This is a genomic window from Paenibacillus sp. FSL W8-0186 (genome assembly GCF_037969765.1).
Classification (GTDB): domain Bacteria; phylum Bacillota; class Bacilli; order Paenibacillales; family Paenibacillaceae; genus Fontibacillus; species Fontibacillus woosongensis.
The window spans coordinates 2,795,217-2,819,316 of record NZ_CP150207.1 but is presented as its reverse complement, the minus strand read 5'-3'; the positions used below and the strand labels follow the sequence as shown (position 1 = coordinate 2,819,316).

The window sequence follows — 24,100 nt, the reverse complement described above, 5'->3', positions numbered from 1 at the left end:
TTATTTCCCGGCACCAACCAGCTTTTGCTTCACTTGTTCGGGTAGCTCGGTTGCCTGCACTTCCTGGTAGGAGCTTACATCATTCCCCTTCACATAGACTCTCAGGTACGCATCTTGACGCAGTTCTTTACCTGCTGTAAAGGTCAGCACCTTTTCCTTTCCGTTAGAATCAAAGCCCTCCAGGGTGTATTCGTAAGAAACATACTTCTGTCCGCTGTCCGACTTATCTTCGATTTTCTTTCCGTCTTGGTTAATCTGCACGTAATATTGCTCCGCACCGATTCGGTTTAAATTCACGTTTTGAATGAATACGACGAATCCGACCAGAACGATCACAACAACCGCTATAGCGATAAATCCCTTTTTCATTTACGTTCACTCCTTATTTTGTATTGGTAACGATTTTGCAGTACGCATGTACAGTCAAGAAATAATAGATCAGGTAAATACAAACATAGACACCCATACAACTTACGACAGGAACGACCAGATTCGTCATCATCAGCTTCGACAATGCCGACAGGGCGACAGCACAGTGGGCGATGCCGAAAGCCAGCGGCAGGGCAAAAATGAATAGCACCTGTTTGGCGACGGTTTTGCGGATTTCCCGTTTTTTGACGCCGATTTTATGCAAAATCACATAACGGGCTTTGTCGCTGCCGGCTTCCGTCAGCTGCTTGAAGTAAATGATGCTGCCAGTCGCCGCCAGGAACACGAGTCCGAGGAATCCGCCCATAAACATCAAAAGGCCGGTAGATTCCATTCCCCGTGAATAATCACTGTAAAAGCTTGAAAGCTCCGCTTTCTCCGGTAAAATCTCTTCCAACTGCATTGTCAGCTCTTTAGCCTTGTCCTGATGCGTGATGCTATAGGCTTCGACAGCCAAAGCCTTGGCATTCGGCTTAAGCTCCGCAAAAAGTTCATCGCTGACGACAATGGTGGAGTAGACCGTTCCAAAATTCAGCACATTGTATTTTTTTAATGTTTTGAATTGGATGGTTTCATTGATCCCTTCACCCTTCAGCTTGATCGACGAACCGACATACTCCGGCGAAATGCCTTCCAGATAGGCGGGTTCGAGCACTGCGGCTTCGCTGCCTTCAAGGCTTATGGCATCATCCCGCCCCTGCAGCTTGGCCAACCGGTTAAAATCGCGGCTGGATATGACGGTAAACGACTGCTCTTCTGATCCTTGAGCATGATTCAGGCCGGAGGTGTCCGCATCTAACTCAAGGAGAGGCATGGACTCATGGTAAAGCACTTTATGCTCCGCAGCCTGCTCAATCGCCTTATCGGCTTTTCCTGTGACCGTACTGTCCACCCCGATAAACATATAGCTGTTCGGATTCGCAAGCACCGCGTTCGTCCGGGTGTTGTAATACGTGCTGTACGCTGTTCCAACCGCCGTCAGCGTCGTTGCGCTTAACACAGCGATGATCGTGAGTGTCCGCGCGTTGCCTTTCATCCGGTACAGCAGCTGGGAAGTCCCGATCAGGTTCAGTCCACGCCAGTAGCTTTTTTTGTGTTTGCGGGCCAGCTTCAGCAGCGTAACCGTCAACGTGTTAAACAGCAGGTATGTGCCCAGGATGACGGATATCAAAATAACGAGCGGAGTCAGCATGAAGCCGATCGTCGCCCATGCCTTGGATGTAAGCATATTTTGCAGCGCAAGCCAGTAGCCGAACCCGATGAGCGCTACGGACAATAACGCAATGATCAGGGAAGACTTTGGCTCTTTCTCACGCTCTTGATCTGCCTTGAACAGCTCGATCAGCTTGAATCGATAAATCAAGCGATAGCCTTGGAGCGAAGTGATCAGCGTGATGATCATGAACACCAGAAACGTATTCAGTATCGCAGCCGGAGAAATGGAGAAATCCGCTATGGCGGCGTAACCCATCACCTTCATCAGAATCATCACAAAAAACCGGCTAAGCACCGCTCCAAGCGCGATTCCTACGATCAGGGCCAGAATGCCCATCAGGAAATTTTCATAAAACAGCATCCGTCCGATCTGTTTTTTACGGACGCCAAGCAGCGAGTACAACCCTACCTCTTTTTTGCGCTTGCGCGTGAAAAACGAATTCGAATACCAGATGAACACCGCCACGAAAACGATCAGCACGACCGCCGCCCCGCTGAAAGCCGAGCTGATCTTTTGCGATCCTTCCGATGCGGAAGCGATAGTGCTGTCGTATTTCAAGGACACGAACGTAAAATAGATGACGATGCTGAATATCATCGAAGCGAAGTAAAGAAAATAATTCGTGAAGTTCTTTCGGATGTTCTTCCCGGCGATCTTAAATAGCGTCATGATGACCACCTCCGAGCGTCGCCAAAACTTCAATAATCTGTCCGAAAAATGCTTGTCTCGTTAAGCCTTCCTTATGGAGCTCTTTGAACAGCCGGCCGTCATTGATAAAAATGACCCTCTTGCAGAAGCTCGCCGCATAGGCGTCGTGGGTAACCATCAGGATGGTCGCTTGATTGTGCTGGTTTAGCTTGCTCAAGCTTTCCAGCAGACTGGTCGCTGATTTCGAATCGAGCGCGCCGGTCGGCTCGTCCGCCAAAATCAAGCTCGGATTCGACACGATCGCCCGAGATGCCGCCGCACGCTGCTTTTGTCCCCCCGATATGTGGTATGGGTACTTATCGAGAATCTCGCGAATGCCAAACGTATCGGCGATTGCCTCAACCCGCTTTTCGATTTCGGCTGCCGGGACTTTGGATAAGGCCAGCGGGAGCAGGATGTTTTCCTTGACCGTCAATGTATCAAGTAGATTGTAGTCCTGAAAAATAAACCCGAGCTTATTCCGACGGAAATCGGACAGCTTCTCCTCGTTCATAGCGACGATGTTTTGCCCGACGATCGTAATTTCACCGGAGGTCGGCGTATCGATCGTCGAAAAGATGTTCAGCAGCGTCGACTTCCCCGCACCGGATGGGCCCATAATGCCGACATACTCCCCTTCTTCAATGCTCAGATTGATGTTTTGCAGCGCCGTATATAGGTTTCCTTTTGTGCCAAAGGTTTTGTTTACGTTGTTTGCTTGCAGTATGGTTTTCATGGTTACACTCCTTAAGCGTTGAATTTCTCGAATGTAAATCCAATCTTAATGGTCGAAGCTTACACCATGTTAATCGCAACCTTACAGCAACCTTAAAATTATGCAAAAACCCTCAAGGCGCGCCTTTACAGCGTTCCTGAGGGTTATTTATTCGTAACCATCCAAATTATAATGAACTCTAATAGTTCTTATACAGTATTTAATAAGTCCACTGTCAAGTGAAGTGATTATTTCTTTGGACAGCTACAGCTAATCACTACTGAGCACCAACGCTTCTTTAACACTGAGTGGATAATTTTAGTGGATTTGTTCATGGGAAAATGGTACATTAATGTGGATTAATCAGCACAGGTGTTCGCTTTTGCAAATCGGAATATACGTTTAGGCATTATATTTGGGGAGGACGTCGGCATGGACAAGAATTCTGTGAACAGAACAAACATTATAGGCGCTGGCGAGGTTGGCAGCGCCATCTCGGTCGACATGAATAAGGCTTCTATACATAAGACAAACAGCATCTTTTGGGACACAAAGGGAAATGACATCTTAGGAGCAACCTCGCTTCCTCTATATGGAGCATTTGTCTCAGAAGAAAAGTGCCAGCTTTTTGGCGATGTCTCAGGGAAAAAGATGCTGGAGATCGGCTGTGGCAGCGGTCAATCCTTGCAATATCATGGGGAACGCAAAGCATCTGAACTATGGGGATTGGATATGTCAGAAAACCAAATCGAAAAGACAAGGCAGCATTTGGCGGCGTGCGGCCTTACAGCCCAATTGATCTGTTCTCCCATGGAAGAAGAATGCGGCATACCCGAGGATTATTTTGACTTTGTTTATTCGATTTATGCCATCGGCTGGACCACCGACCTTGAAGGTACTTTCGGCCGAATTGCTTCTTACCTAAAAAAAGACGGCGTATTTATTTTCAGTTGGTCCCACCCTATACACAAATGTGTAGCTTCAGAAAATAGTATGCTTATTTTTAAAAAAAGTTATTTCGATGAATCTTGGTATTCGGTTTCTCTTGAAGAAAGTACGCTAACCTTATCGGATCGTAAACTATCAACTTATGTGAATGCGCTCTCAAAAGCGGGGTTTGTCATTGAGCAACTAATTGAGGAGTCGGATAATGAAATTATGCAATTACGGGACAGCGATTTTGCCCAGAAAGCAAAGATGCTTCCTGTAACCTTTGTAATCAAAGCAAGAAAACTATAGTATCCGATAGTTTAATCATGACTAGCAAATTTCTAATACATCGCCATTCAAATTCAATCCTTGAATCACATTTCAGCAATGGAACCGCATGTTGGTAGAGCTCGGTGCTTGTCAGTGCAGTAAATCACTTACTAAATGCTATTTATGGTGTATATACAATTTATGGTACTTATACAGTTTATGAATAATATGAAAAGGGGGCGAATAATTCAATGAGAAAACTATTGTTCTTTATTAGTATTGTCTCAATTATTGTATTAAGTGGATGTGTAAGCCAACAGTCAGAAAATAACAATGGGATCATAAAAAGTGACGTAGATATTAAACAGTTAGTAAGTGATTATAGCAGTGGTAATATAGAGGACCAGTCTGCCTCAATTAATTCCATGCAATTAATAGTTACAAACCAGGATAACAGCCAGTTAACCTATGCATTGCCGGAAGACGAGTTCTTTGTTTCTATTGCACCATACGTTGAACAAACACATCCTTGTGCAACCCATAGCCTGACTGGTTGCCGAGGAGAATTGGTAAATAAAGAGTTTGAGGTATATATTGAAGATAGCGAAGGAAACGTTATACGAGATGAAAAATTAACGTCAAATTCCCATGGATTTATTGATTTATGGCTGCCGAGAGACAAAGAATATCGTATCTCAATTACCCAAAACGAGAAAAAAGTGGAATCTACATTTTCAACGTTTGAAAGTGACGATACATGCATTACAACCATGCAATTGACATAAAAGACTGATCATCCTCTTCAACATATAAAGGAGCAGCTGCCATCGGCAGTTCTGCTCCTTTCTTCCGAATACGAAAGCTTAAAGCCGCGCACAAGGGAATTATAAATGTCTATCAGTGAGTAATCCGTCGACCGCAGCATGATTTTAAGGCCTGAATAAAAGGTCGCGGATCCTTGATCCCCTGCGTCATAGAACATGGTATTGAATTTAAATTGCCATTTGCGGATAACGGTCCATTGTTTAAAGCTATCGCAATAAGGAGGCTCTCCGACGGCCGTTAATCGCCTTTTGATGGTTTTTCTCCCTCGCCCTTTTCAGCAGCCATTTGTAGCTCAGCTTGTCGTTGTCAACCCAGTTCGTAATTTGCGAGAAACCGGTATATGTATCGTATTTATCAGGGTAAGTTGCCGCAAGCGACAGTCCAATATCAGTGTGGAGCCCCTCTTCTTTTCAAGAGATTCACTTATGGATTGGCAACTGAACTTTTTATAGGGGAGGACTTGATTTGGGGGAATGTATATGTGGGGACACAAACACAAATAATAACCCTGATTAAGTACCATTTTTGAAAAGGAGAACCTTCATCATGCACTCAGGTTTCGAAAGTCCATTTTCACGCATTCACCTGTTGTATCATGCAAATATAAATGCAATTACACCGGAAGAGATCCAACCTGAAATCAACAGCCACGGCTATCATTTAAGTCCGCAGCAAGTTAAGCAAGAGCTGGATCATCTGACGAGCGAAGGTTATTTAATTAACAAAGGCTCCCAATACGATATTACATTAAGAGGAAAAGATGAACTGCGAAGTGTCCAGCAACATCTTGAGGAATTATATCAAGAAATCGTAAAGAATAAATAATAATCAGCTGCCTATGCCACAAAAATCAACCTCCTGTACGGTTTATAAAACGCATAGGAGGCTGATTTTGAATCCATTATTTCTGAGTTAATTGATCTCAAGAACAATATTATTTTCGCAAAATTTTCTCCATTGCTTTTCCCTTTGCAAGCTCATCAATCAGCTTATCCAAATAGCGAATTTCCTGCATCGTGGGCTCTTCGATGTCTTCCACTCGAACACCGCAGACCACGCCTTTGATTAAAGTACGGGAAGGATTTATTTGAGTAGCCTCCGCAAAAAATGTCTCAAAGTCTGTTTTTTTCTCCAGATGCGCTTCTAACTCTTCCTGGCTATACCCTGTCAACCAACGGATGATTTCATCGACTTCTGTTTTCGTACGGCCTTTTTTCTCCGCCTTTGTAACATAATGGGGATAGACGCTTGCGACACTTGTTGTATAAATCCGATGTTTGGTCATGATCGCCCTCGCTTATATGGTTTTGTTTATTTTTATTATAGTAAAAATAAAGTCGGGTTTAAACTTTAATGTAATTATAGTTTCAGGTGGAGATGATAAGCCGTCCAATTCGATTACACTCTTCGGCAAACCAAATTTCCCCCTTTTCACCCATCGCTAAACCGTGGGGCTCTGCGTGTTTCGTAGGGATTGGATACTCTGTAACCATTCCCTGAACCGTAATTCGTCCGATCTTGTTACCGCCCCATTCCGTAAACCAGAGATCTTCATTTTCCCCGGAAATGATAGCATGGGGCCTGGCATTCGATGTCGGTATCATAAACTCCTCTACTTCGCCGGAAGTTGTCATTCTTCCGATTTTATTGCCCATAATTTGAACAAACCATAATGCCCCGTCAGGACCGCCCGTAATGCCTACAGGTCCGGAGTTCGGCGTTGGAATGGGAAGTTCTGTGACATCACCTTCGGTGGTGATTCTACCGATCGAATTCCCTTGATTCTGTGTAAACCATAATGCTCCGTCTGATCCGGGAACAATAAATGAAGGAAATGTATCTGAGCTGGGCAATTCGAATTCGGTGATCTCTCCCGATGCGGTTAACCTCCCTATATTTCCGCCATTCATTTCCGTAAACCAAATCGCACCTTCCCTATCTTCCGTGATGCCGAAAGGGGCTGAATTTGCGGAAGGAAGTTCATATTCTGTAAAATATCCACTTAACGACATCCTCCCGATCTTATTGGCTTGATACTCCGTAAACCACAAGTCTCCGGTTCGATCCGATATAATCGACATCACGCCGGCATTCTCTGTAGGTAGGGAGAACGAAATGATCTCGCCTGCGGCATTGATTCGCCCGATTCGATTGCCCGTTGTTCCGTAAACCACATGGCTCCGTCTTTACCCCTCGTTATTCCGTATGGCCCTGAGTCTTGCGTTCTGATTATATATTCATGGATCATGACCGTCATACACACTACCTCCCAAAAGAAATCATTTAAGGACGCTGCTTCATTTTTTTGAGCGTGTCTATATCTCCGCTTACAATGGCGTCAATATAGGGATGAATGAGCTCGATATCGAAGTCCCACCATTTTATCTCCAAAAATGCTTGAATAACTTCTTGCGAAAACCGTTGTTTTATTTCCCTAGCAGGATTCCCACCGACAACGGTATAGGGTGCAACATCCTTGACGACCACAGCTTCCGCACTAATAATAGACCCGTCGCCAATTCGCACCCCCGGCATAATCGTGGCGCGTCTGCCGATCCAGACGTCGTTACCGACAACCGTGTCTCCTTTGATCGACAATTGATTTAGAGATGGGGTGTGTCTTTCCCATCCATGCCCGAAAATATTAAACGGATAGGTAGACCCATCCATCCTGTGGTTGCCGCCATCCATAAGAAATCGGACTTCGGGGGCGATCGAACAGAACTTCCCGATGATCAGCTTTGTCCCGATGACCTCATAATGGTACAATACTTGATCTTCAAACGGTTCTCCGTCCAATGCATCGTAATAAGAATAGTCCCCTACTATAATGTTAGGCTTGGTAATGGTGTTCTTTATAAACTGTAAATTACGATTCCCCGGTATCGGATACTTTTCCTTAGGATTTGGACCTAACATAAGCATGCACTCCTTCACGATTATTGTTATTCCTTGATCCGCCGAATTCCTTGCGCGATGCGCTCCCTCTCGTACTCTTTCAGCGAATATAATACAGGTGCCATAGGAATGTCGAACTTCAGATGCGAATGAGGGATTTCCGTCAATAAAGTTCCTAGGGGATGTTGACTATTCTTACTGCGTAACACATTCCAAAAAATTCGGGACCTACGATCCTCGGTTCCCCATTTTTCAAGCGAGTTGCGAAATAGCAGACAGCTCCCGATCACGAAATCATTCTCTTTGAGCGCCTCATTTGCTTCGAACCCGGCGTCTACAAGGCTTTCAAATAGTGCGGGCATCAACCGGTCCAAATAGCGGCCATAGGCAGCATCCCCGATTTCATGAAAAGCGATCGTTAGCTCACCTAGCATCGAATCGTATAATATCTTCCATACCGATTGGATATACTGATTACCTGCCTCGCAAATCTCCTCAATGTTCATGTCGTAACGGAATAATGGTTTTAGTGTCATGCTTACTCCTCCTTAATGTGGATTATCTCCATCATACGACATGTAAGCCAATTGGAAGGTTTAGAAAATATTTATGAAGGAATTCAATAAAAAAACCAGAATAACATTACAATGATTTTAATGTTGGCGCATATTTTCTTACTAAGGTGGGTTCGCATGGACTTTGGACCAAAAAAACTGGCAGAAAAATACGGTTTAAGCGCCAGTACCTTACGGAACTACGAAGCAAAGGGGTTAATGCCTCCTGCGGTCCGATCCGCAAATGGGTACCGTATGTATACGGAACGGCATGAGGCTTATCTGGCATGTATTCAAGCCATGGCTTCCGCATTCGGAATGGAAGTAACAAGCGAGGTGATGCATTGTCTTGGGCGACATGACTTGGACGACGCATTGTGGATCGTCAGGGATAAGGAGGTTATGCTCCATCGGGAAAAAGCAAGTCTAGATCAACTGGTACAGGAGTTGAAATCGTATTCTGAAGGCAGTCAAACCTACGACTTTAGCCGACACTTCAGCATCCACGAGGTTTCCAGATTGACGGGGGCTCCTAAATCCGCAATCCGTTACTGGGAGAAAAGCGGCCTATTCACTGCTGAGCGAGATCCTGATAACAAATATCGTCTTTATAATGAAGCACATCTCTTTAAAATTAGGATGATTCAAGTACTCCAGAGCTCCGTTTATTCTGAGGAAACCGTGAACTTAAAAAAATCCATAGCTATCTTGGAACTAGAGAATATCGAGCATGCGATGAGAATTTCTGAAAGTATCCGTGCTCACTTGCATCAAACGATCAAGCTTCAGATGCGAGCACTCTATTTTCTTTACCGCTTAATTCAAACATTAGAATTCAAACAATAGGAATTGCGGAAACTACCGAGGCTCGTTCGGACAGTCTTACCGTAAAGCTAAAGTTGTGAATGGCACGAAGTTCGCAGCACCCAGATTACTGTGACACTGCACCCTTTCACTGGAGAATGCGCTTTTTTGCAATAGCTCCGGTATATTTTCACAACCGGCGAAGCTATTCCAAAATTCTAACGGTTGCCACGGCCGTTAATCCGTTGAAATTAGCTACCTCGATGTTCTAACGGTTGTTATCCACGTTATGTGAACCGAATCGATCGCAAAATAGTTTAAAACGTTAGAGTAGCAACATATACAACCGTTAGATTCTCAGAAATTTACAAACCTGCGGATTAGCGGTAATGGCAACCGTGAGCACTAAGGGGGCCTTGTCCGCGTTGCTATTTTCCGCGCAATTCTCCCTCGAAGGTCATCGTCATAAACGAACTGCGGCCGCAGCAATGAGCATGTAGAAGAAGTAGATTTTCCTGAGGCAGATATAAAATCACATCCATACTACGTTAATTCAATCGAGCTTCCGTATAATATAATCGAAAAATCATCTACAATTCCCCTTCAAACGTTTGATGCTATGATTTCTATCTGAAAAACCATGCACAATTACTCATATATAGAAAATAACAACGATTCTGTATGAATTTTTGAACATAAGCGTTATGACTCAAAATTTGTATTGATGGTGTTCGTAGAGCAATGACTATTATCATTACCTATACTATTACGGCTTACCATACAGAGGATGGTGTGCAGGAACTAAAAAGTGCCTATGGAACTTTGAAGTATCTATATCACTTAAAAGTGCGTACTTTTCTTTAACGCCTTAAGTATCACATAATATGATTTGCAGGTGACATCTAGGGTATGATTGCTTTTATGGTGGTAATACTACTGTAAGCGCAAATGCGTCCTTGTCCCGTCTGAGATGCCCAAAACATCTTATTACAAATTTATCACTATCAGGAGGTCAATTTATGATAGCTAAAAGCTTGCAGGATAAAACGACGTTGCATAATGGGGTCAAAATGCCCTGGTTTGGTATCGGGGTGTTTAAAGTAGAAGAAGGTCCTGAGTTAGTCCATGCTGTAAAAACAGCCATTAAATACGGTTATCGCAGTGTAGATACAGCAGCGATTTATGAAAATGAAGAAGGGGTCGGACAAGGTATCCGCGAAGGGATGAGAGAGGCCGGCATTTCCAGAGAAGATCTATTTGTAACTTCAAAGGTCTGGAATACCGATTTAGGGTATGAGTCTGCAATAGCTGCTTATGAAACGAGCTTAAAAAAACTTGGATTAGAGTATCTGGATTTATACCTGATTCATTGGCCTGTAGAAGGTAAATATAAAGATGCATGGAGAGCATTAGAGACTCTTTACAAAGAAGGACGCGTAAAAGCTATCGGGGTAAGCAATTTTCAAATCCATCATCTCGAAGACTTGATGAAAGAGGCAGAAATTAAACCGATGGTGAACCAAGTGGAATACCACCCGCGTTTGACCCAAAAAGAACTGCAGTCGTTTTGTCAGGAACATGGAATTCAGCTGGAAGCTTGGTCCCCATTAATGCAGGGTCAATTGCTAGATCATCAGGTTCTGAAAGAAATTGCAGACAAGTATGGTAAGTCCATCGCGCAAGTCATTTTACGTTGGGACCTGCAAAACGGTGTTGTAACCATTCCGAAATCTACAAAAGAACATCGAATTATTGAAAATGCAACGGTATTTGATTTTGAGTTGACGGACGAAGATATGAAGCGCATTAATGAACTGAATCAGAACTACCGAGTTGGTCCAGACCCGGACAATTTTGACTTCTAAAAAAAATTTTCGGAGGCACAAATATGCAATTGAATTTGCAAGGAAAAACGGCGCTGGTGACGGGTTCTACATCAGGAATTGGAAAGGCAATCGCCTTGTCGTTAGTCTCGGAAGGCGCCACAGTACTTATTAATGGACGCCGCGAAGAAAAAGTGAATCAGACGATACAAGAAATTCAAGCAAAGTATCCTGAAGCTATCCTTAAGTCCGTTGTCGCTGATCTAGGAACAGAGCAAGGATGCCAAAAGGTTATTAGGCAGTACGCTGAAATAGACATTCTTATTAACAACCTTGGCATTTTTGAGCCTGTAGAATATTTTGATATCTCTGATGAAGATTGGTTCAAACTGTTTGAAGTCAACATCATGAGTGGTGTCCGGCTGACTCGCCATTATCTGAAACAAATGATTCGCAAAAAAGAAGGCAGAGTCATCTTTATCGCTAGCGAAGCAGCGATTATGCCATCTCAAGAAATGGCTCATTATAGCGCGACCAAAACGATGCAGCTCTCGCTCTCCCGCAGTTTGGCCGAGCTGACTACAGGAACAAATGTGACGGTCAATACGGTTATGCCTGGTTCCACTTTAACAGAAGGAGTGGAAACGATGTTAAATACCCTTTATCCTAATGAGAAATTGACCATAGCCGAAGCTGAACAACGATTTATGAAAGAGAACCGGCCAACCTCCATTATCCAAAGGCTTATTCGTCCGGAAGAAATTGCACATTTTGTTACCTTCTTAAGTAGTCCGCTCTCTTCCGCTATTAATGGCTCAGCGTTACGAATAGACGGAGGATTAGTACGTAGTGTGTTTTAATAAACAGTTTTAGCAGTGTACAGAACAGATCCCCGCTAGACATATAGGGGGACCTGTTCACCATTACATATACTATTAGAAGCAGGTATACCATAAAATAACGGACGAAGGAAAGCTCCCGAACGAATACGTCGGAAAGATGAACCCCTGTGTAAAACCAAATGGATTGGTAAATGTGACGAACATAAGAAATACGTTAAAGGTACGAGTGACAATTAGCGTCCATCGGTTCTGACAGCCTGCAGCAAATGACACGGCGCCTTGGGTCGGCTGCTGGAATACAAAGTTCTGCGCTAGAGCCGGAGACTGCGATAGCTGCTGAAACGTACCCAGTAATTGAGGCGGTGGCGGTGTAACACCTGGAGGCAATCCCGCTCCAGGGCCTATCGCTCCAGGCCCTCCCCCTGGTGACGGAAAGAAAGGCGAAAATGGACCGAATGCTCTATTGGTGCTCATGAATCTCATCCTCCCTGTTCAGGATCGACATACATCGTTAGGCTACAGTATGCATAGGCGTTAGCACATGTTCTTCGAACTGAACGGGAATTACTCTATTTTTGCTCCTCAGCCATTACAATATTTCGATATACCCTTCTGTTCCATGCACGCGAATACGTTGCCCGTCCTTGATCAGCTTGGTGGCATGTTCTACACCGACAACAGCTGGTAAGCCATACTCACGTGCAATAACTGCTCCATGCGTCATCAATCCACCTACTTCGGTGACTAGGCCTTTAATGGATAAGAACAATGGTGTCCAGCTAGGGTCTGTAAAGGCGGTGACTAATATATCTCCTTCTTCTAAATCTGCATCCTCCATATTTAAGATGACACGTGCCCGTCCCTCGATCATTCCGGAGGAAACAGGCAGACCTGCAATAGCTTCGGCTGGAAGATTTTCTCGCTTGTACTCCCCTGCAATGATTTCACCATCCGATGTGATCACCCGCGGCGGAGATAGTTTTTCATAGAATCGGTATTCGTCTTTTCGTTTACTAATGATTTGGCCATCCAGTTTGCTGGTGCGTACAGCTTCGTGAAGTTCCTCAAAACTGAGGTAGTATATATCTTCCTTGTCATGAATAACGCCAGCTTGCACAAGTCGATCGGCCTCTTTAAGTAAAGCCTGTTTATAAACGAAGTAGCGATTCACCATGCTGTATTTGGGATATTCCCTATACCCGCTAAAAATCCGGATGTGGTCGATTCTTTGTTTGGTTTCGCGGGCTTTTTGTTCGCCATCCGGCAGCTGTTTCAAGCGATGTAATAACTCTTGTTCCTTTTCCAGAGCTTCCTGCCGCCCCTGCTCAAATTTCCGCCGGCTTTCATGAGGCTCAAAGTTTTTGATGTTAGCAACAATCAGCGGGACAAGCGTAATTGGTTTTTCGCTCCAACGGGTTCTGGTAATATCGATTTCCCCGGCACATCGCATACCGTATTTGTCCAGAAAAGCATCGATCGCCTCTTTGGTTTCCTGCCCGCCTTCCAACTGAAGCAGTTCATCCCTAAAGTCATCTTCTTTGACCTGTTGCAAATATTCAATGACTTCCGGATAAGGACGGATGGCATCTGCGACATCCAGTAACGCCAGGCCCATTTCAGATGTAATATTGCCTGGTACGGATTGAGAAAGTGTGTCGGCTGCGTTTTTTTCACCCAACCACTTGTGCATATTTTCATTGATCCATGCTGAAGCATTCATAGCAGCCATAATTACAGCCGAGCTTTGCGGATCAAATAAAATTCTCTTTAATTCCTGGATGTCCTTGAGGATAAAATCGAACAAATCCACTCCGGATTTCGTTTGGATGTGCTGTTTCAATACTTCGATCGAGGTTTGACTCTGCTTAATCAAATCAGAAACCATGGACGGATCGGGTTCGCTTGGTGCTTGAACACCCGCTGATGATGTAGCGTTATGGCTTGGGCTGGGAATTGGTTCTTTTTTAACTTCTGGTATCAGTTTGGTAAAATCCCCCCGCTCTATGATAGTCACAAGCGCGTCTTTAATGAGCGGATCGGACTGGCCCAGGGTATTTAATATCGTTTCTCTGCCAGCAGGCGAAGCCAGCATAGGTGTCACATCGACAAACAACCTCCCGCCAGCTTTACGCATGGGTGCAGGAGTCGTTAGCAGATAAAAAGCCAACCCTAATGGCTTTATGGGGTCAGTCATCATTTGTTGATGCCCGACAGATACATAGACGTGATTCCCTTGGTCATTCGCTTCAGGGATCGGGAATAACGTCGTGATGGGCCGGCTTTGAACAATGTGGAATGTATCGTTAACCAGACACCATTCGATATCTTGCGCCTCTCCGAAATAGGCTTCGATTTGTTTTCCGATGCGTGCTAGTTCTAAAATTTGCTCATCAGTAAGTGTTTGCGTCTTTTGCTGATTAGGATCGATCTGACGGGTCTCGGTTCCTCCATCTATTCGGCCATAGATTGCCACTGTTTTGGTTGCTATCCTCTTATCGAGGATTTTGCCTTCCCGTACTTTATAACCATCGGCGGACACCAAGCCCGAGACCAGCGCTTCTCCCAATCCGAAACTGGCGTCGATGGATAGCACCTTTCGGTTTGAAGTCATTGGATCAGCGGTAAATAAAATCCCCGAAGCCTGTGGATACACCATCCTTTGAACGATGACGGACAAGTATACCTGACGGTGGTCAAATCCATTTTGTATGCGATAGATGACTGCGCGATCCGTAAACAGGGAAGCCCAGCATTTGCGGATATGCCGCAGAATGGCTTCTATGCCGATAATATTTAAGTACGTGTCTTGTTGACCCGCAAAAGAGGCATGCGGCAAATCTTCAGCAGTCGCGCTAGAACGTACGGCATAAGCATGCTCCTCGCCAAGCCGGGAGAGAGATTCCGTCACTGCTTCCACAACATCGGAAGGAATTTCTTCCTCCATAACGGTTTGCCTGATCTTCCTGCTGATTTCAGCAATTTGGCCTCGATCTTCTGCATTTAGCAAGGTTAGTTGATCTAGTAAAGCATGATACGTAACGTTTTGTGCGATCGCTTTTTGATACCCCACGGTGGTGACACAAAATCCTTCGGGTACATGTATTCCACCCACTTTTGATAATATGCCTAAATTTAACCCTTTCCCGCCAACTAGCATAAGCTGGTTTTTGTAGATTTCCTGGAAGCCGAGTACCAAAGAACCCATTCAGCATCTCCCCTAACCATTGGATTGAGAAAAAAACATTTGACAACATTCCGTCGACATGTTACACTTAAAATGTAAGATAGATTAACTATGCCTATTTATAACTGGACAGTGATGGTCTGATTATATCATCGTGTCTGTTCATATGCAATACTAAAGAACCTGGCGAAATGTTCAGGTTCTTTTTTGTCACTAGGAATGACATCCCTAACCATGTTTGAGCCGAGTTACGGTATGTAACGATTGATTCTGCAATTGTGTATGAAACATCGCATAGATTTCAGGTGTAATGACGAGAATTGATCAATCTATATGAAAAATCTTATACAATTCACCATTTAGCGCTTATTTTGACGATTCTATACGAAAAAACAAACAGATTAAAATAAGAGCCGGGTTCCCATCCACGTTAATGTCAGGATACCCGGCTCTTTGTGCTTATTACATTAATCTTTATAGACTCTTAACATTGATTTCCCATTTTGTTGAAATTCATACGATACGATTCTTTCTTCAGCTTTCCAGCCTAAGTCATGTATAAACATGATGATCTCTTGTAGATTCTCATATCTGCTGCCAGATAGGTCTGCTAACGGAAATATTCTGATTTCCTTTCTGGCGACTCGAGTCATCTCTTTAAGCGTCTTTTTATGGAAATTAAAATCCAGCCTGTCTGAATACATAAATAGGAAATGTGCGGATAATATCATATCAAATTGGCCATTATTAAACGGTAATTCAGGTAGGTTGGCAGGTGAGTATAACTCAGGAAATTGTTTCATATGCCTGACACAATTATGTAATGCGGAGTTACGCTGTTTCTCTAATTCATCTATAGAATTGAAATAATCCCATTTATAATTTTCTTTCACCTTGGAGATGCCTTCAATTGCATGCTCTATGTCATCCAGCCCTTTTTGATACAATTGTTCCACGGAATGAAAGTACGCTATGTCTGCTGCAGTAACACGGTATCCTAATTGACTTGCAATAGCAGTAAAAGAACACGCCCCAGCTGGTGTATCTAGAATTGTATAATTCTTTAATTCTTCATCTGTTAAATCAAACATTTTAACATACTCATCATAAGTCCTTCCGACGAAAATTACCCTGGACAGTTCAAGTCCACTATTTTCTCTTCTCATCTCTGCTCAACCTCTTCTCTTCTCTTCTCATCTTAATAATGCTTTGAACGGTTTCTCCTAACGTCATCTTCGCTTTCTTCCATAATAATACATCTAGCAATCAAGGAAGGATAGCCCCTGCTTGAATACAGTGTTACTTATAATTCAGCATTAATTAACTCTCATTCGATGGTTCGCAATGTAATGTTCTTTAGTTAATCAACGTTTCCAGAAAATAAGCAAAGGCAACTGGTCATAGCCGGTTACCTCCATCTATTATCATACCATTGTTCCCAATTAGTTCAATGCACTAACACAGGGCTATAGGGTTTAATACTCTCCTTTAATTACAAAAAACGAGCCCCGGATTGTCCCAGCTAGTTTAGACTTCTGCCTAGCAAACTTAAATTTCCCCTCTAGCTCCTTGGGGATTTCCATCCCCTCAGATAGCTTAAAACCAACGGCCCTCTTCTTAGGGTCATCGATCGTATAAAGGACGTTAACCCCTAGACCATCCTCATAAAACACGAAGGTCCAATTGATATTTTCTACTTGAAAACGCGACGTCTCTAATGGTTTGCTTGAAAACTCAATACCCCGTTCCTCTTTCAATATCCGGTTCACATAATCCAGGGTCTCTTGGCTTTCGCTAGCTGGCACTACCGTAAATTCATGCTTGTATTTGTTCATAAAATAGCGGGCTTCATTCGCGCGTAAACCAGCAAGGGCTTCTGCTACGGGTGATGTGTCTAAACCAACCGTGGATACATTTTTGAAATCAACAATATAGGACATTTCTATCTCTCCTCGCATCACTTTTTTTAAACAACAGGATAATTTGAATTACTTGTTTCCTCTTCATCATAATCCAAATTTCTAAATTGATTCACAATAACAGACACCATTTGGTGTCTAATTTGATTATATGACACCATTCGGTGTCGTGTCAACAGAAAATTGATATGCCAACAGGATAACGCCAGTAATGTTAAGAGGAAGCACCCGCAGCTAAGCCTAAGGCTTACAAAAAGATGCTTCCTCGTTTTCCCTATTAAAATTACAGGATCTGCATACTCTTTTATCTCATCCTTTTTAAAATTGTTGAGGAAACTGTTTGACAATCCCTTCTGTCAGGATATCCGCGAGATGAATCATATGGATCTCGTTTTTATCGGTTGATGCAATGTCCGCTTTCCAATCTCCCTTGAGACAGCTAACGACGATTTCCGTTATCAACTGAAGGTGTGTATACAGCATATCTTGCAGCGTTTTAAACTGCCAGTTCGGATTCGCCGCGCTTAAAAATTTAGCGATATCGTCCGCGTTTCTATGCCAGTCCTTCTCTAACTTATTCACATCCGTCTGATTGCCGGCTTTGGCAGCCGCTACAATTTTCGCCGCAATCAGAATATGCTCCCTCAGCAGATCGGCCAGCTTGTTGCCGGCAGCCTCTCCATAGTATGGCTTGATCACATTGCCTATGTCCTGCTGATTTCGCAACAGCCGGTCCAATACGTCCTTCTGATCTGCACGATTAGATATGGCGCTGACAATATAGCTTCTGGTCCAAATGGTATGATCGATCCATACTTTCTGCATATCGACTTTCAGCTTCACCATTTTGGAACTTAAGCAAGACATATCTTTTCCCTCGCCCGCCTTCGCTTGCACAGATACTGCTGGGGTCATACTAAAAACCAGCGCCAAGGTTAACAACGATGCGAGCAACCTTTTGTTTTTCACATTCAACTGCTCCTCTGTATGTGTGGGATGAACCAAGCTGTTTCACTGTTATATTATGGTTGAAACAGCTGGTTCTATACAGAATCATGTGAGCTTAGCACAATGGAATGGATGCATCACATCAAATATTTTCCCGTGATACCGGTTGCTCCGCATGGATGATCTGCAATAGTGTGCCCTCAAACACCACTGGGCCGCCCTTACTTCCGCCATCACACTCTATCATGTTCATTTCTATATCAATTAGCCCAGTTGATATTGTCAGGGCTTCCCAAGCACACATAAGCCGACTGCACGCCTTGCAGCCGGCTTATGTGAATTCTGTTCAAGCGGTTCCCTTATTGTCCCAATACCTTTTCAAGCTTATCGACCCAGCTGCCCCAGCCATACTTAGCGCCTTCGAGCCCTTGCGTATTCGAAAATCCGGTCTGTTCGAGGTGAAGATTCACCTTCCCGTCCCCAAGATCCTGCAGTGTCAAAGTGACCGTTTGTTTCTCTTGTCCAGTAACCCATTCATAGGACAATCGGTTTGGTTCGTCCACGATCAGCACTACGCCATCCACGATGCCATCCCACCATTCGGAGGGCTGATGACGAAACTGAAAGCGGTATCCTACCTCGGCCTTAAAATCATTGTCCGCGATCCATTTCGCAAGCTTGTTTGAATCGGTAATGGCGGACCAAAGCTTCTCGATCGTTGTCGTAAACTGGAAATCCATAGCTAATGATAAACTCATTCATCTTCCTCCTCTAACATCTGCTTCAAACGAAGCATATTTGTACTCCAGTACTTACTGTAGAAAGCTACCCAATCTTGAACCTCTTTGAGTGGAAAAGCATTCAGCCGAAATCTTGTTTCTCTACCAACTTTTCGGTCAATTACCAGCCCGGCTTCCTTAAGGATCGCCAAATGTTTCGATACCGCTGTTCGGCCCATTTGAAAATGTGCCGTTAATTCATGGAGCGGTACTTCGTCGGCCTCAGCCAACAACTGAATCAATTTGCGCCTTGTTGGATCTGCAATTGCAGCAAATACATCCCGCAACTGGTTATTCTCGTTCACGACACCCTCTCCTAATCAGTATTATCAAGGGACAGCCGCTAATTTCACAAACTGCTTATAAAACAAGCTGCTAATTGGACACCGTTTAGTGGCAATTCCATCATACGACACCATTTGGTGTCGTGTCAATCCCCAAGTGTATTGCGGCAACTCCTCCGTCAATCATTGCATAGCTCGAGAAATAGTCACTGATGAAGCTGATGGGTATATTTAAAAATTTCATCCACAGCTTGACGGTATCCGCCTTGTTTTCGGAAGGATTCCCTTATATGTGCAACAGCCTCCAAAATAGTTGGGCTAAGTACAACATCTACCGCTTCACGCAGTTGATTTACCGTCAAGCTCTGCATCTGCAATTGAATGCCTGCTCCAACTTTGGCAACCTGGTTCGCTATAATTGGCTGATCCGCGCTTTGCGGAATCACAATTAGCGGTACACCATAATAAAGGCCTTCATGCGTACTATTCATTCCCCCATGTGTCATAAATAGCTTGGCGTGCTGCAGCACCTCGGTTTGTGGAACATAATTTCTGACGATAAAGTTCTCGGGAATTTCCCCTAAATCAGATACAGAGGTTTTACTCCCAATCGACATGACAACCGTGTGCTCCGTGTTCCCTAACGCCTCCAAACAAAGTTTATAGAATGGTGCGGCCTGGTTAAAGACCGTACCCAAAGAAATATAAATGGGATTTTTCCCTTGGACTACAGTAAAGTCGAAGTTTTCTACTTGCGTGAATCGTGAAGAGATGGATGGGCCGACAAATTTATAAGTTTGATCGAATGCGTCTCCGCCGGGTTGAAACTCCTTGGTTGTATAAACAATTGTTAGCGGTGCAGGATTACAAAACACCTCGTAAGGAGAAGAGATCCCTACCTCATATTTTTCCTGGATCATTTCCGTTAGGCTTTGAAATTTATCGTTTATAGGCTGCACTATTTCTGGAGAGACATTTTTGAAAAATGGCTCCAGCATATGATCGAAAGATTCTTTAGTCTGTGCAAAAGAAGTGCAAGAATTGATGGCAGGAAGTTCAAGTATTTGGGCCAGCATACGTCCGCAGCCAAACATGGAATCATGGATAATGTAATCATAGTGCTCTCCCTTGATCTGCTTCAGAACGCTTGGTATGACGATGTCTGCCGTAAGTAAAAGACCGTTGATTCTTTCGAGCAAATAATTTCTTCCACCCGAGATAAAGGCTTTAATAAATTTCTGCTCGTCGAATGTTCGTACCGAAGCGCCGGTCTTCTCCACACGTTCCCGGAAAGCTTCAATACAAAAATACACTACCTCCTCGCCGCGCGAAACAAGTTCCTCTACAACGCCAATCGTTGGATTGATATGTCCCTCTGACCCGCCGTTAATAAACAAAACACGCGCCATGCTCGACCTCCTTAGGTATTCAGTGCTCTAAATGAATGATAAAAGACTGCCGGTTGCTATGGCAGTCTTTCCCTTACATGAAGCATACTCTCGTACTAATCGTTGGACAACTCCTTGAACGATTTGATTTTACCATGAGGACGGCGATCCTGCTTTCGCGACTTCCAGGCAGCTTCTTTCCTTCTCTTCTGGTGAGCCATAATCCATATCCTCCTCTGGAAAATGAGATGTATACTACTTCCTTATGTTGTCATACCAGGGACCTGCTCATGCATGAAGCAGCTTTTTTTGCATAGAAGCCTCTTCTACATGCAGCTCATCGGCCCCTACCGGAACTGGTGTGTACATGAAAAGTAACCTTCGTCCCTGCACCTAACGTACTTTGAATATGCAGCCCTGTTCCGAAGTGGCGTCTTAAACGCTGATCCGTATTGATCAATCCAACTCCTGATTTGCGGTCCGCATTTCTTTCTAGTATTTGTTGCAATTGGACTTCGTCCATTCCGATTCCATCATCCTCCACAGTGATCTCTGCATGCTCATGATAGACGAAAATCCGAATTAAGATCTTTCCGCCGCGAGCACGCTTCATAATTCCATGGATGATCGCATTTTCAACTAGAGGCTGGATCGATAGAAACGGAACCATCAACTCCTCATAGTCATTGGTCTCCCAAACCACCTCTAGCCTGTCTTCAAACCGTACCTTTTCAATATACAGGTAGGAACGCACTAGACTGAGCTCCTCTTCGATCGGAACGAGCCCATTCATATTTTGAAAACTGAATTTATGCCTCAAAAAATGGCTGAACTCTTCAAGCAAAGTACGCATCTTGTCCAAATTAACATCACTTAAAGCGGCTATTGCATTTAACGCATTAAATAGAAAATGAGGCTGAATTTGCGCTTGCAGCCAGGAAGCCTCTAACCGCAATTGCTCCTTAACGACTTGCTTTATCGTAGCCAGCGCCTCTATACGTGATTTGAGCTCCATGGGTTCTACCGGCTTTGCCACATAATCATTAGCTCCTGCTAAAAAACCGCTTTGAATGTCTTTTGGCTGGCTTCTTGCCGTTAGCAGCAGCACAGGAAGTTCTGTAAGTGTGAAGCGCTCGCGGATTATTCGCGTTAGCTCATAACCCGACATCTGGGGCATCATAATATCAGAGATGACCAGGTCCCACTCCCTAGTATCCAGCATAACCAGTGCTTCTTTACCGCTGGTTACCATCACTGATTCATATTCATCCTGGGGCAGTATCGCTTCAAGCACTTGAAGGTTGACCGGATCATCATCCACAATAAGTATGATTGGCCGATTATGATTGATTTCTAGAAAAGCTGATTGCTGCGCAGCAGGCGGCAAATCCGTTTCGTCCAGAGCGGCCGAAACTTCCTGTACCGGGGTATATGGTAATGCCGGCTCCTCGAAGGATTGAGGTGTTGTGTCCTTTTCCTCTAAATGCAAACTTGCCAGTTCTAATGAAAATGTAAATATTGAGCCTTCTCCTAGAACGGAAGACACATCCAGCGCGCCACCATGCAGCTCCACCAGCTGTTTGCTTATACTTAAGCCTAATCCAAAGCCGCCTTCGATCAACGTCTCGTTCGTTCCCGCCTGCTCATACGGACGGAATAGGCGCTTCATCATCTCCTCATCCATTCCGATCCCGGTATCGGTAATAGCAATATAAGCTCTCCCGTCCCTGGCATAAGCTTGAATTGTAATTGCTCCTTCATTCGTATATTTCACAGCATTATGAAGTAAATTGAAGACGACTTGAATGATCCGGTTCTCATCGGCAATGACGGGCGGAAAATCATCAGGAATTTGATTTGCGATTTTTACGGATTTTACTTCCACGTTAAATTGCAGCATATCCAGAACTCCGGTCACGATCGGCTGAATGCGTATCGTTTTTTTCTGAAGACGCGGATGGCCCTCCCGCAAACTCATCACGTCAATCAAATCGTTTAATATCAAGGTCAGCCGGCGCCCTACAGATAAAATCGTTTCAAGCTCTTTAATACTCCTTTCCTGCATGAGATGCCGTTCCCTTTTTAGGACCGATTGCGACATGTTAAGCATGCTATGTAACGGATTTTTAAATTCATGTGAAGTATTGGCGAGAAATTGATCCTTATGGTCATTCATTCTTTGCAAGGTTGCGGCGAGCTCCTTTGTGTTCGCATGCATGATAAAATAATCCTTAAACCATACAGAGGCCAAGCAACCCATCGACAGTATCAGGTCAAACGGATAGTAGACAAGGCTCAAGCCGCTTTCCCGCCAAATCAACAACCAAACAAAATGATGCACCAGTACAATAATGGATAAAAGCAGCAGCACACTGCCCTTCTTATCTTTGATGGCTTTATTAAAGATGGCAATCATCGTGATCCCGGCAGCAATGCCGCCTAATAGATAATATACCGGGAAGAGCATAATCACCTGATGCGGGTTTAAAAACAGCGTGATTCCAGCAGTTCCGATACTTATAACCTTGTATCCAGGGTACATCCTTCTCCAGTAAGGGAGTTCGCGATGACCCGTACACTCCAGCAAAGCATAGGTTCCAATAACTAGAGCAACATTAGATAACCGGAAATCCCAATCACTGCCTATGTAAAATAATTGGTGGAACAGCTTCTCATCATTGCTTAATACACTAGTAAGTGTTATGGATAACGTCACCAAAGAAAAATAAAGCAGCCTCTTCTCCTTATTTCCCAGCACAAACAAAATCAGCGCATAGACAGAATGCATTAGAAATATAACAGCCGCCAGAAGCTGCATAGAAATGGAGACTTTCAGCTCCTTTATGATTGTTTCTTCTGAACCAAATTTGATGGATCGGACAATGCCGCTGCCCCGGCTGTCTACATAATTGGCCGCCTGAATTACCAAATCGATTACGCCGTTTTCGTCTGCCGTAAAAGTTGTGGAATAAGGCAGGTTTTTGGCAATATAGCCATCCTTCGTCTCCGACACCTGCCCGGATTGAGCAATCAAACGGCCATTGATGTATAATTCTGATGACGTACGCACGCTAGGCACGCGAATGCTATAATTCATATCCTCTTCCGGATTTACATAAAGACGCAATCGATATGATGCATATCCATATGCGGTTGGCTTGACAGCATCCAGAGCTTCATTCCAGCCTCCCGGAACCTGAATAAACCCGGGGTTGATTTCACTTATTTCTTGCAGCGGCCTGCCATCCATCAACCACTGATAGGGATAAAACTCCCATTCTCCATCCAGTAAAAGAACGTCACCCTCTTTTGCATCCCAATCACGCAAATCCAATTGCCCCTGCTGAATGGACACCTGTTTTTGATCAGAGAAAAAATCCATCCAGAAAAATCGCAGGCCGGACAAAATAACGAGCAATAATCCTAGGAATATCATAATATGGCTTTTTTTCATTGGCGACTTAGCCGAAACATTGATCAAGAAACATTCCTCTCCTTTGCTGCTCATGCGAGTGCTGCGAAATAGCCATTTAACACGAAGACATTGAAGCAGGAGCCACCCCATAATATACTATAACAAACATGGCCGATCAGCGGTCGATAAG

22 protein-coding genes and 1 pseudogene are annotated in these 24,100 nt (G+C 44.0%); 6 read left to right on the top strand and 17 right to left on the bottom strand.

Features of this window, described 5'->3' with window-relative positions; all coding sequences use genetic code 11:
• The 3 genes from MKX50_RS12660 to MKX50_RS12650 are packed head-to-tail and all read right to left on the bottom strand — an operon-like array spanning position 1 to position 3,068.
• The gene (locus MKX50_RS12660) at positions 1–369 is read right to left on the bottom strand and encodes a YxeA family protein (RefSeq protein WP_339159923.1); all 369 of its coding nucleotides are present in this window, start codon (positions 367–369) and stop codon (positions 1–3) included.
• A gap of 13 nt (positions 370–382) precedes the next feature.
• Positions 383–2,314, bottom strand: a complete 1,932-nt coding sequence (locus MKX50_RS12655; protein WP_339159920.1) for an ABC transporter permease — start codon at positions 2,312–2,314, stop codon at positions 383–385.
• On the bottom strand, positions 2,301–3,068 hold the full coding sequence (locus MKX50_RS12650; protein ID WP_339159917.1) for an ABC transporter ATP-binding protein: 768 nt from the start codon (positions 3,066–3,068) through the stop codon (positions 2,301–2,303). Before MKX50_RS12650 ends, MKX50_RS12655 begins: the two co-directional genes overlap by 14 nt.
• A 411-nt stretch (positions 3,069–3,479) precedes the next feature.
• Between MKX50_RS12650 and MKX50_RS12645 the strand changes: the two genes are divergently transcribed.
• The 3 genes from MKX50_RS12645 to MKX50_RS12635 all read left to right on the top strand — a co-directional run bounded on the left by MKX50_RS12645 (position 3,480) and on the right by MKX50_RS12635 (position 5,897).
• Positions 3,480–4,286: a class I SAM-dependent methyltransferase gene (locus tag MKX50_RS12645; protein ID WP_339159915.1), complete on the top strand. Its 807-nt coding sequence runs from the start codon at positions 3,480–3,482 to the stop codon at positions 4,284–4,286.
• 212 nt (positions 4,287–4,498) lie between these two features.
• Positions 4,499–5,032, top strand: coding sequence for a CueP family metal-binding protein (locus tag MKX50_RS12640; RefSeq protein ID WP_339159912.1), 534 nt, complete (start codon positions 4,499–4,501; stop codon positions 5,030–5,032).
• 586 nt (positions 5,033–5,618) lie between these two features.
• Entirely contained in the window at positions 5,619–5,897 is a 279-nt protein-coding gene (locus MKX50_RS12635; protein ID WP_339159910.1) for a hypothetical protein, read from the top strand.
• A 109-nt stretch (positions 5,898–6,006) separates the two neighbouring features.
• Here MKX50_RS12635 and MKX50_RS12630 read toward each other — a convergent pair whose 3' ends face one another.
• From MKX50_RS12630 to MKX50_RS12615, 4 genes and pseudogenes are all read right to left on the bottom strand, one after another.
• Positions 6,007–6,357 (bottom strand): DUF2200 domain-containing protein, encoded by a 351-nt coding sequence (locus MKX50_RS12630; RefSeq protein ID WP_155611266.1) that lies wholly within the window; start codon positions 6,355–6,357, stop codon positions 6,007–6,009.
• A gap of 82 nt (positions 6,358–6,439) precedes the next feature.
• Positions 6,440–7,329: pseudogene (locus MKX50_RS12625) on the bottom strand (Virginiamycin B lyase).
• Positions 7,330–7,355: 26 nt separating this feature from the next.
• Positions 7,356–7,991: a streptogramin A O-acetyltransferase Vat(I) gene (gene vat(I), locus MKX50_RS12620; RefSeq protein ID WP_339159908.1), complete on the bottom strand. Its 636-nt coding sequence runs from the start codon at positions 7,989–7,991 to the stop codon at positions 7,356–7,358.
• Between the two features lie 26 nt (positions 7,992–8,017).
• Positions 8,018–8,506, bottom strand: coding sequence for a DUF6022 family protein (locus MKX50_RS12615; RefSeq protein WP_213588350.1), 489 nt, complete (start codon positions 8,504–8,506; stop codon positions 8,018–8,020).
• Between the two features lie 156 nt (positions 8,507–8,662).
• Between MKX50_RS12615 and MKX50_RS12610 the strand changes: the two genes are divergently transcribed.
• The 3 genes from MKX50_RS12610 (at position 8,663) to MKX50_RS12600 (ending at position 12,011) form a co-directional block, all read left to right on the top strand.
• Positions 8,663–9,370, top strand: a complete 708-nt coding sequence (locus tag MKX50_RS12610) for a MerR family transcriptional regulator (protein WP_155611262.1) — start codon at positions 8,663–8,665, stop codon at positions 9,368–9,370.
• Positions 9,371–10,350: 980 nt separating this feature from the next.
• Positions 10,351–11,193 (top strand): aldo/keto reductase, encoded by an 843-nt coding sequence (locus MKX50_RS12605; protein ID WP_213589354.1) that lies wholly within the window; start codon positions 10,351–10,353, stop codon positions 11,191–11,193.
• Between the two features lie 23 nt (positions 11,194–11,216).
• Positions 11,217–12,011 (top strand): SDR family oxidoreductase, encoded by a 795-nt coding sequence (locus tag MKX50_RS12600; protein WP_339159906.1) that lies wholly within the window; start codon positions 11,217–11,219, stop codon positions 12,009–12,011.
• Positions 12,012–12,086: 75 nt separating this feature from the next.
• Here the strand turns inward: MKX50_RS12600 and MKX50_RS12595 are convergent, their stop codons facing one another.
• The 10 genes from MKX50_RS12595 to MKX50_RS12550 form a co-directional block, all read right to left on the bottom strand.
• On the bottom strand, positions 12,087–12,467 hold the full coding sequence (locus tag MKX50_RS12595) for a hypothetical protein (RefSeq protein WP_339159903.1): 381 nt from the start codon (positions 12,465–12,467) through the stop codon (positions 12,087–12,089).
• A 115-nt stretch (positions 12,468–12,582) separates the two neighbouring features.
• A complete protein-coding gene (ppsA, locus tag MKX50_RS12590) occupies positions 12,583–15,198 on the bottom strand; it encodes a phosphoenolpyruvate synthase (RefSeq protein WP_339159902.1) in 2,616 nt (871 codons plus the stop codon).
• Between the two features lie 446 nt (positions 15,199–15,644).
• Positions 15,645–16,343, bottom strand: coding sequence for an SAM-dependent methyltransferase (locus MKX50_RS12585; protein WP_213588354.1), 699 nt, complete (start codon positions 16,341–16,343; stop codon positions 15,645–15,647).
• Between the two features lie 309 nt (positions 16,344–16,652).
• On the bottom strand, positions 16,653–17,117 hold the full coding sequence (locus MKX50_RS12580; protein ID WP_213588355.1) for a phage tail protein: 465 nt from the start codon (positions 17,115–17,117) through the stop codon (positions 16,653–16,655).
• Positions 17,118–17,414: 297 nt separating this feature from the next.
• Positions 17,415–18,065 (bottom strand): glycosyltransferase, encoded by a 651-nt coding sequence (locus tag MKX50_RS12575; RefSeq protein WP_213588356.1) that lies wholly within the window; start codon positions 18,063–18,065, stop codon positions 17,415–17,417.
• Positions 18,066–18,403: 338 nt separating this feature from the next.
• A complete protein-coding gene (locus tag MKX50_RS12570) occupies positions 18,404–18,802 on the bottom strand; it encodes an SRPBCC domain-containing protein (RefSeq protein WP_213588357.1) in 399 nt (132 codons plus the stop codon).
• Entirely contained in the window at positions 18,799–19,128 is a 330-nt protein-coding gene (locus tag MKX50_RS12565) for a metalloregulator ArsR/SmtB family transcription factor (RefSeq protein WP_213588358.1), read from the bottom strand. The genes MKX50_RS12570 and MKX50_RS12565 overlap by 4 nt, the downstream gene beginning before the upstream one ends.
• A gap of 185 nt (positions 19,129–19,313) precedes the next feature.
• Positions 19,314–20,516, bottom strand: a complete 1,203-nt coding sequence (locus MKX50_RS12560; protein ID WP_339159899.1) for a macrolide family glycosyltransferase — start codon at positions 20,514–20,516, stop codon at positions 19,314–19,316.
• A gap of 95 nt (positions 20,517–20,611) precedes the next feature.
• On the bottom strand, positions 20,612–20,716 hold the full coding sequence (locus MKX50_RS12555) for a DUF6254 family protein (protein WP_230873791.1): 105 nt from the start codon (positions 20,714–20,716) through the stop codon (positions 20,612–20,614).
• Positions 20,717–20,832: 116 nt separating this feature from the next.
• Positions 20,833–23,949, bottom strand: coding sequence for an ATP-binding protein (locus tag MKX50_RS12550; RefSeq protein WP_339160110.1), 3,117 nt, complete (start codon positions 23,947–23,949; stop codon positions 20,833–20,835).
• Between the last annotated feature and the right edge of the window lie 151 nt (positions 23,950–24,100).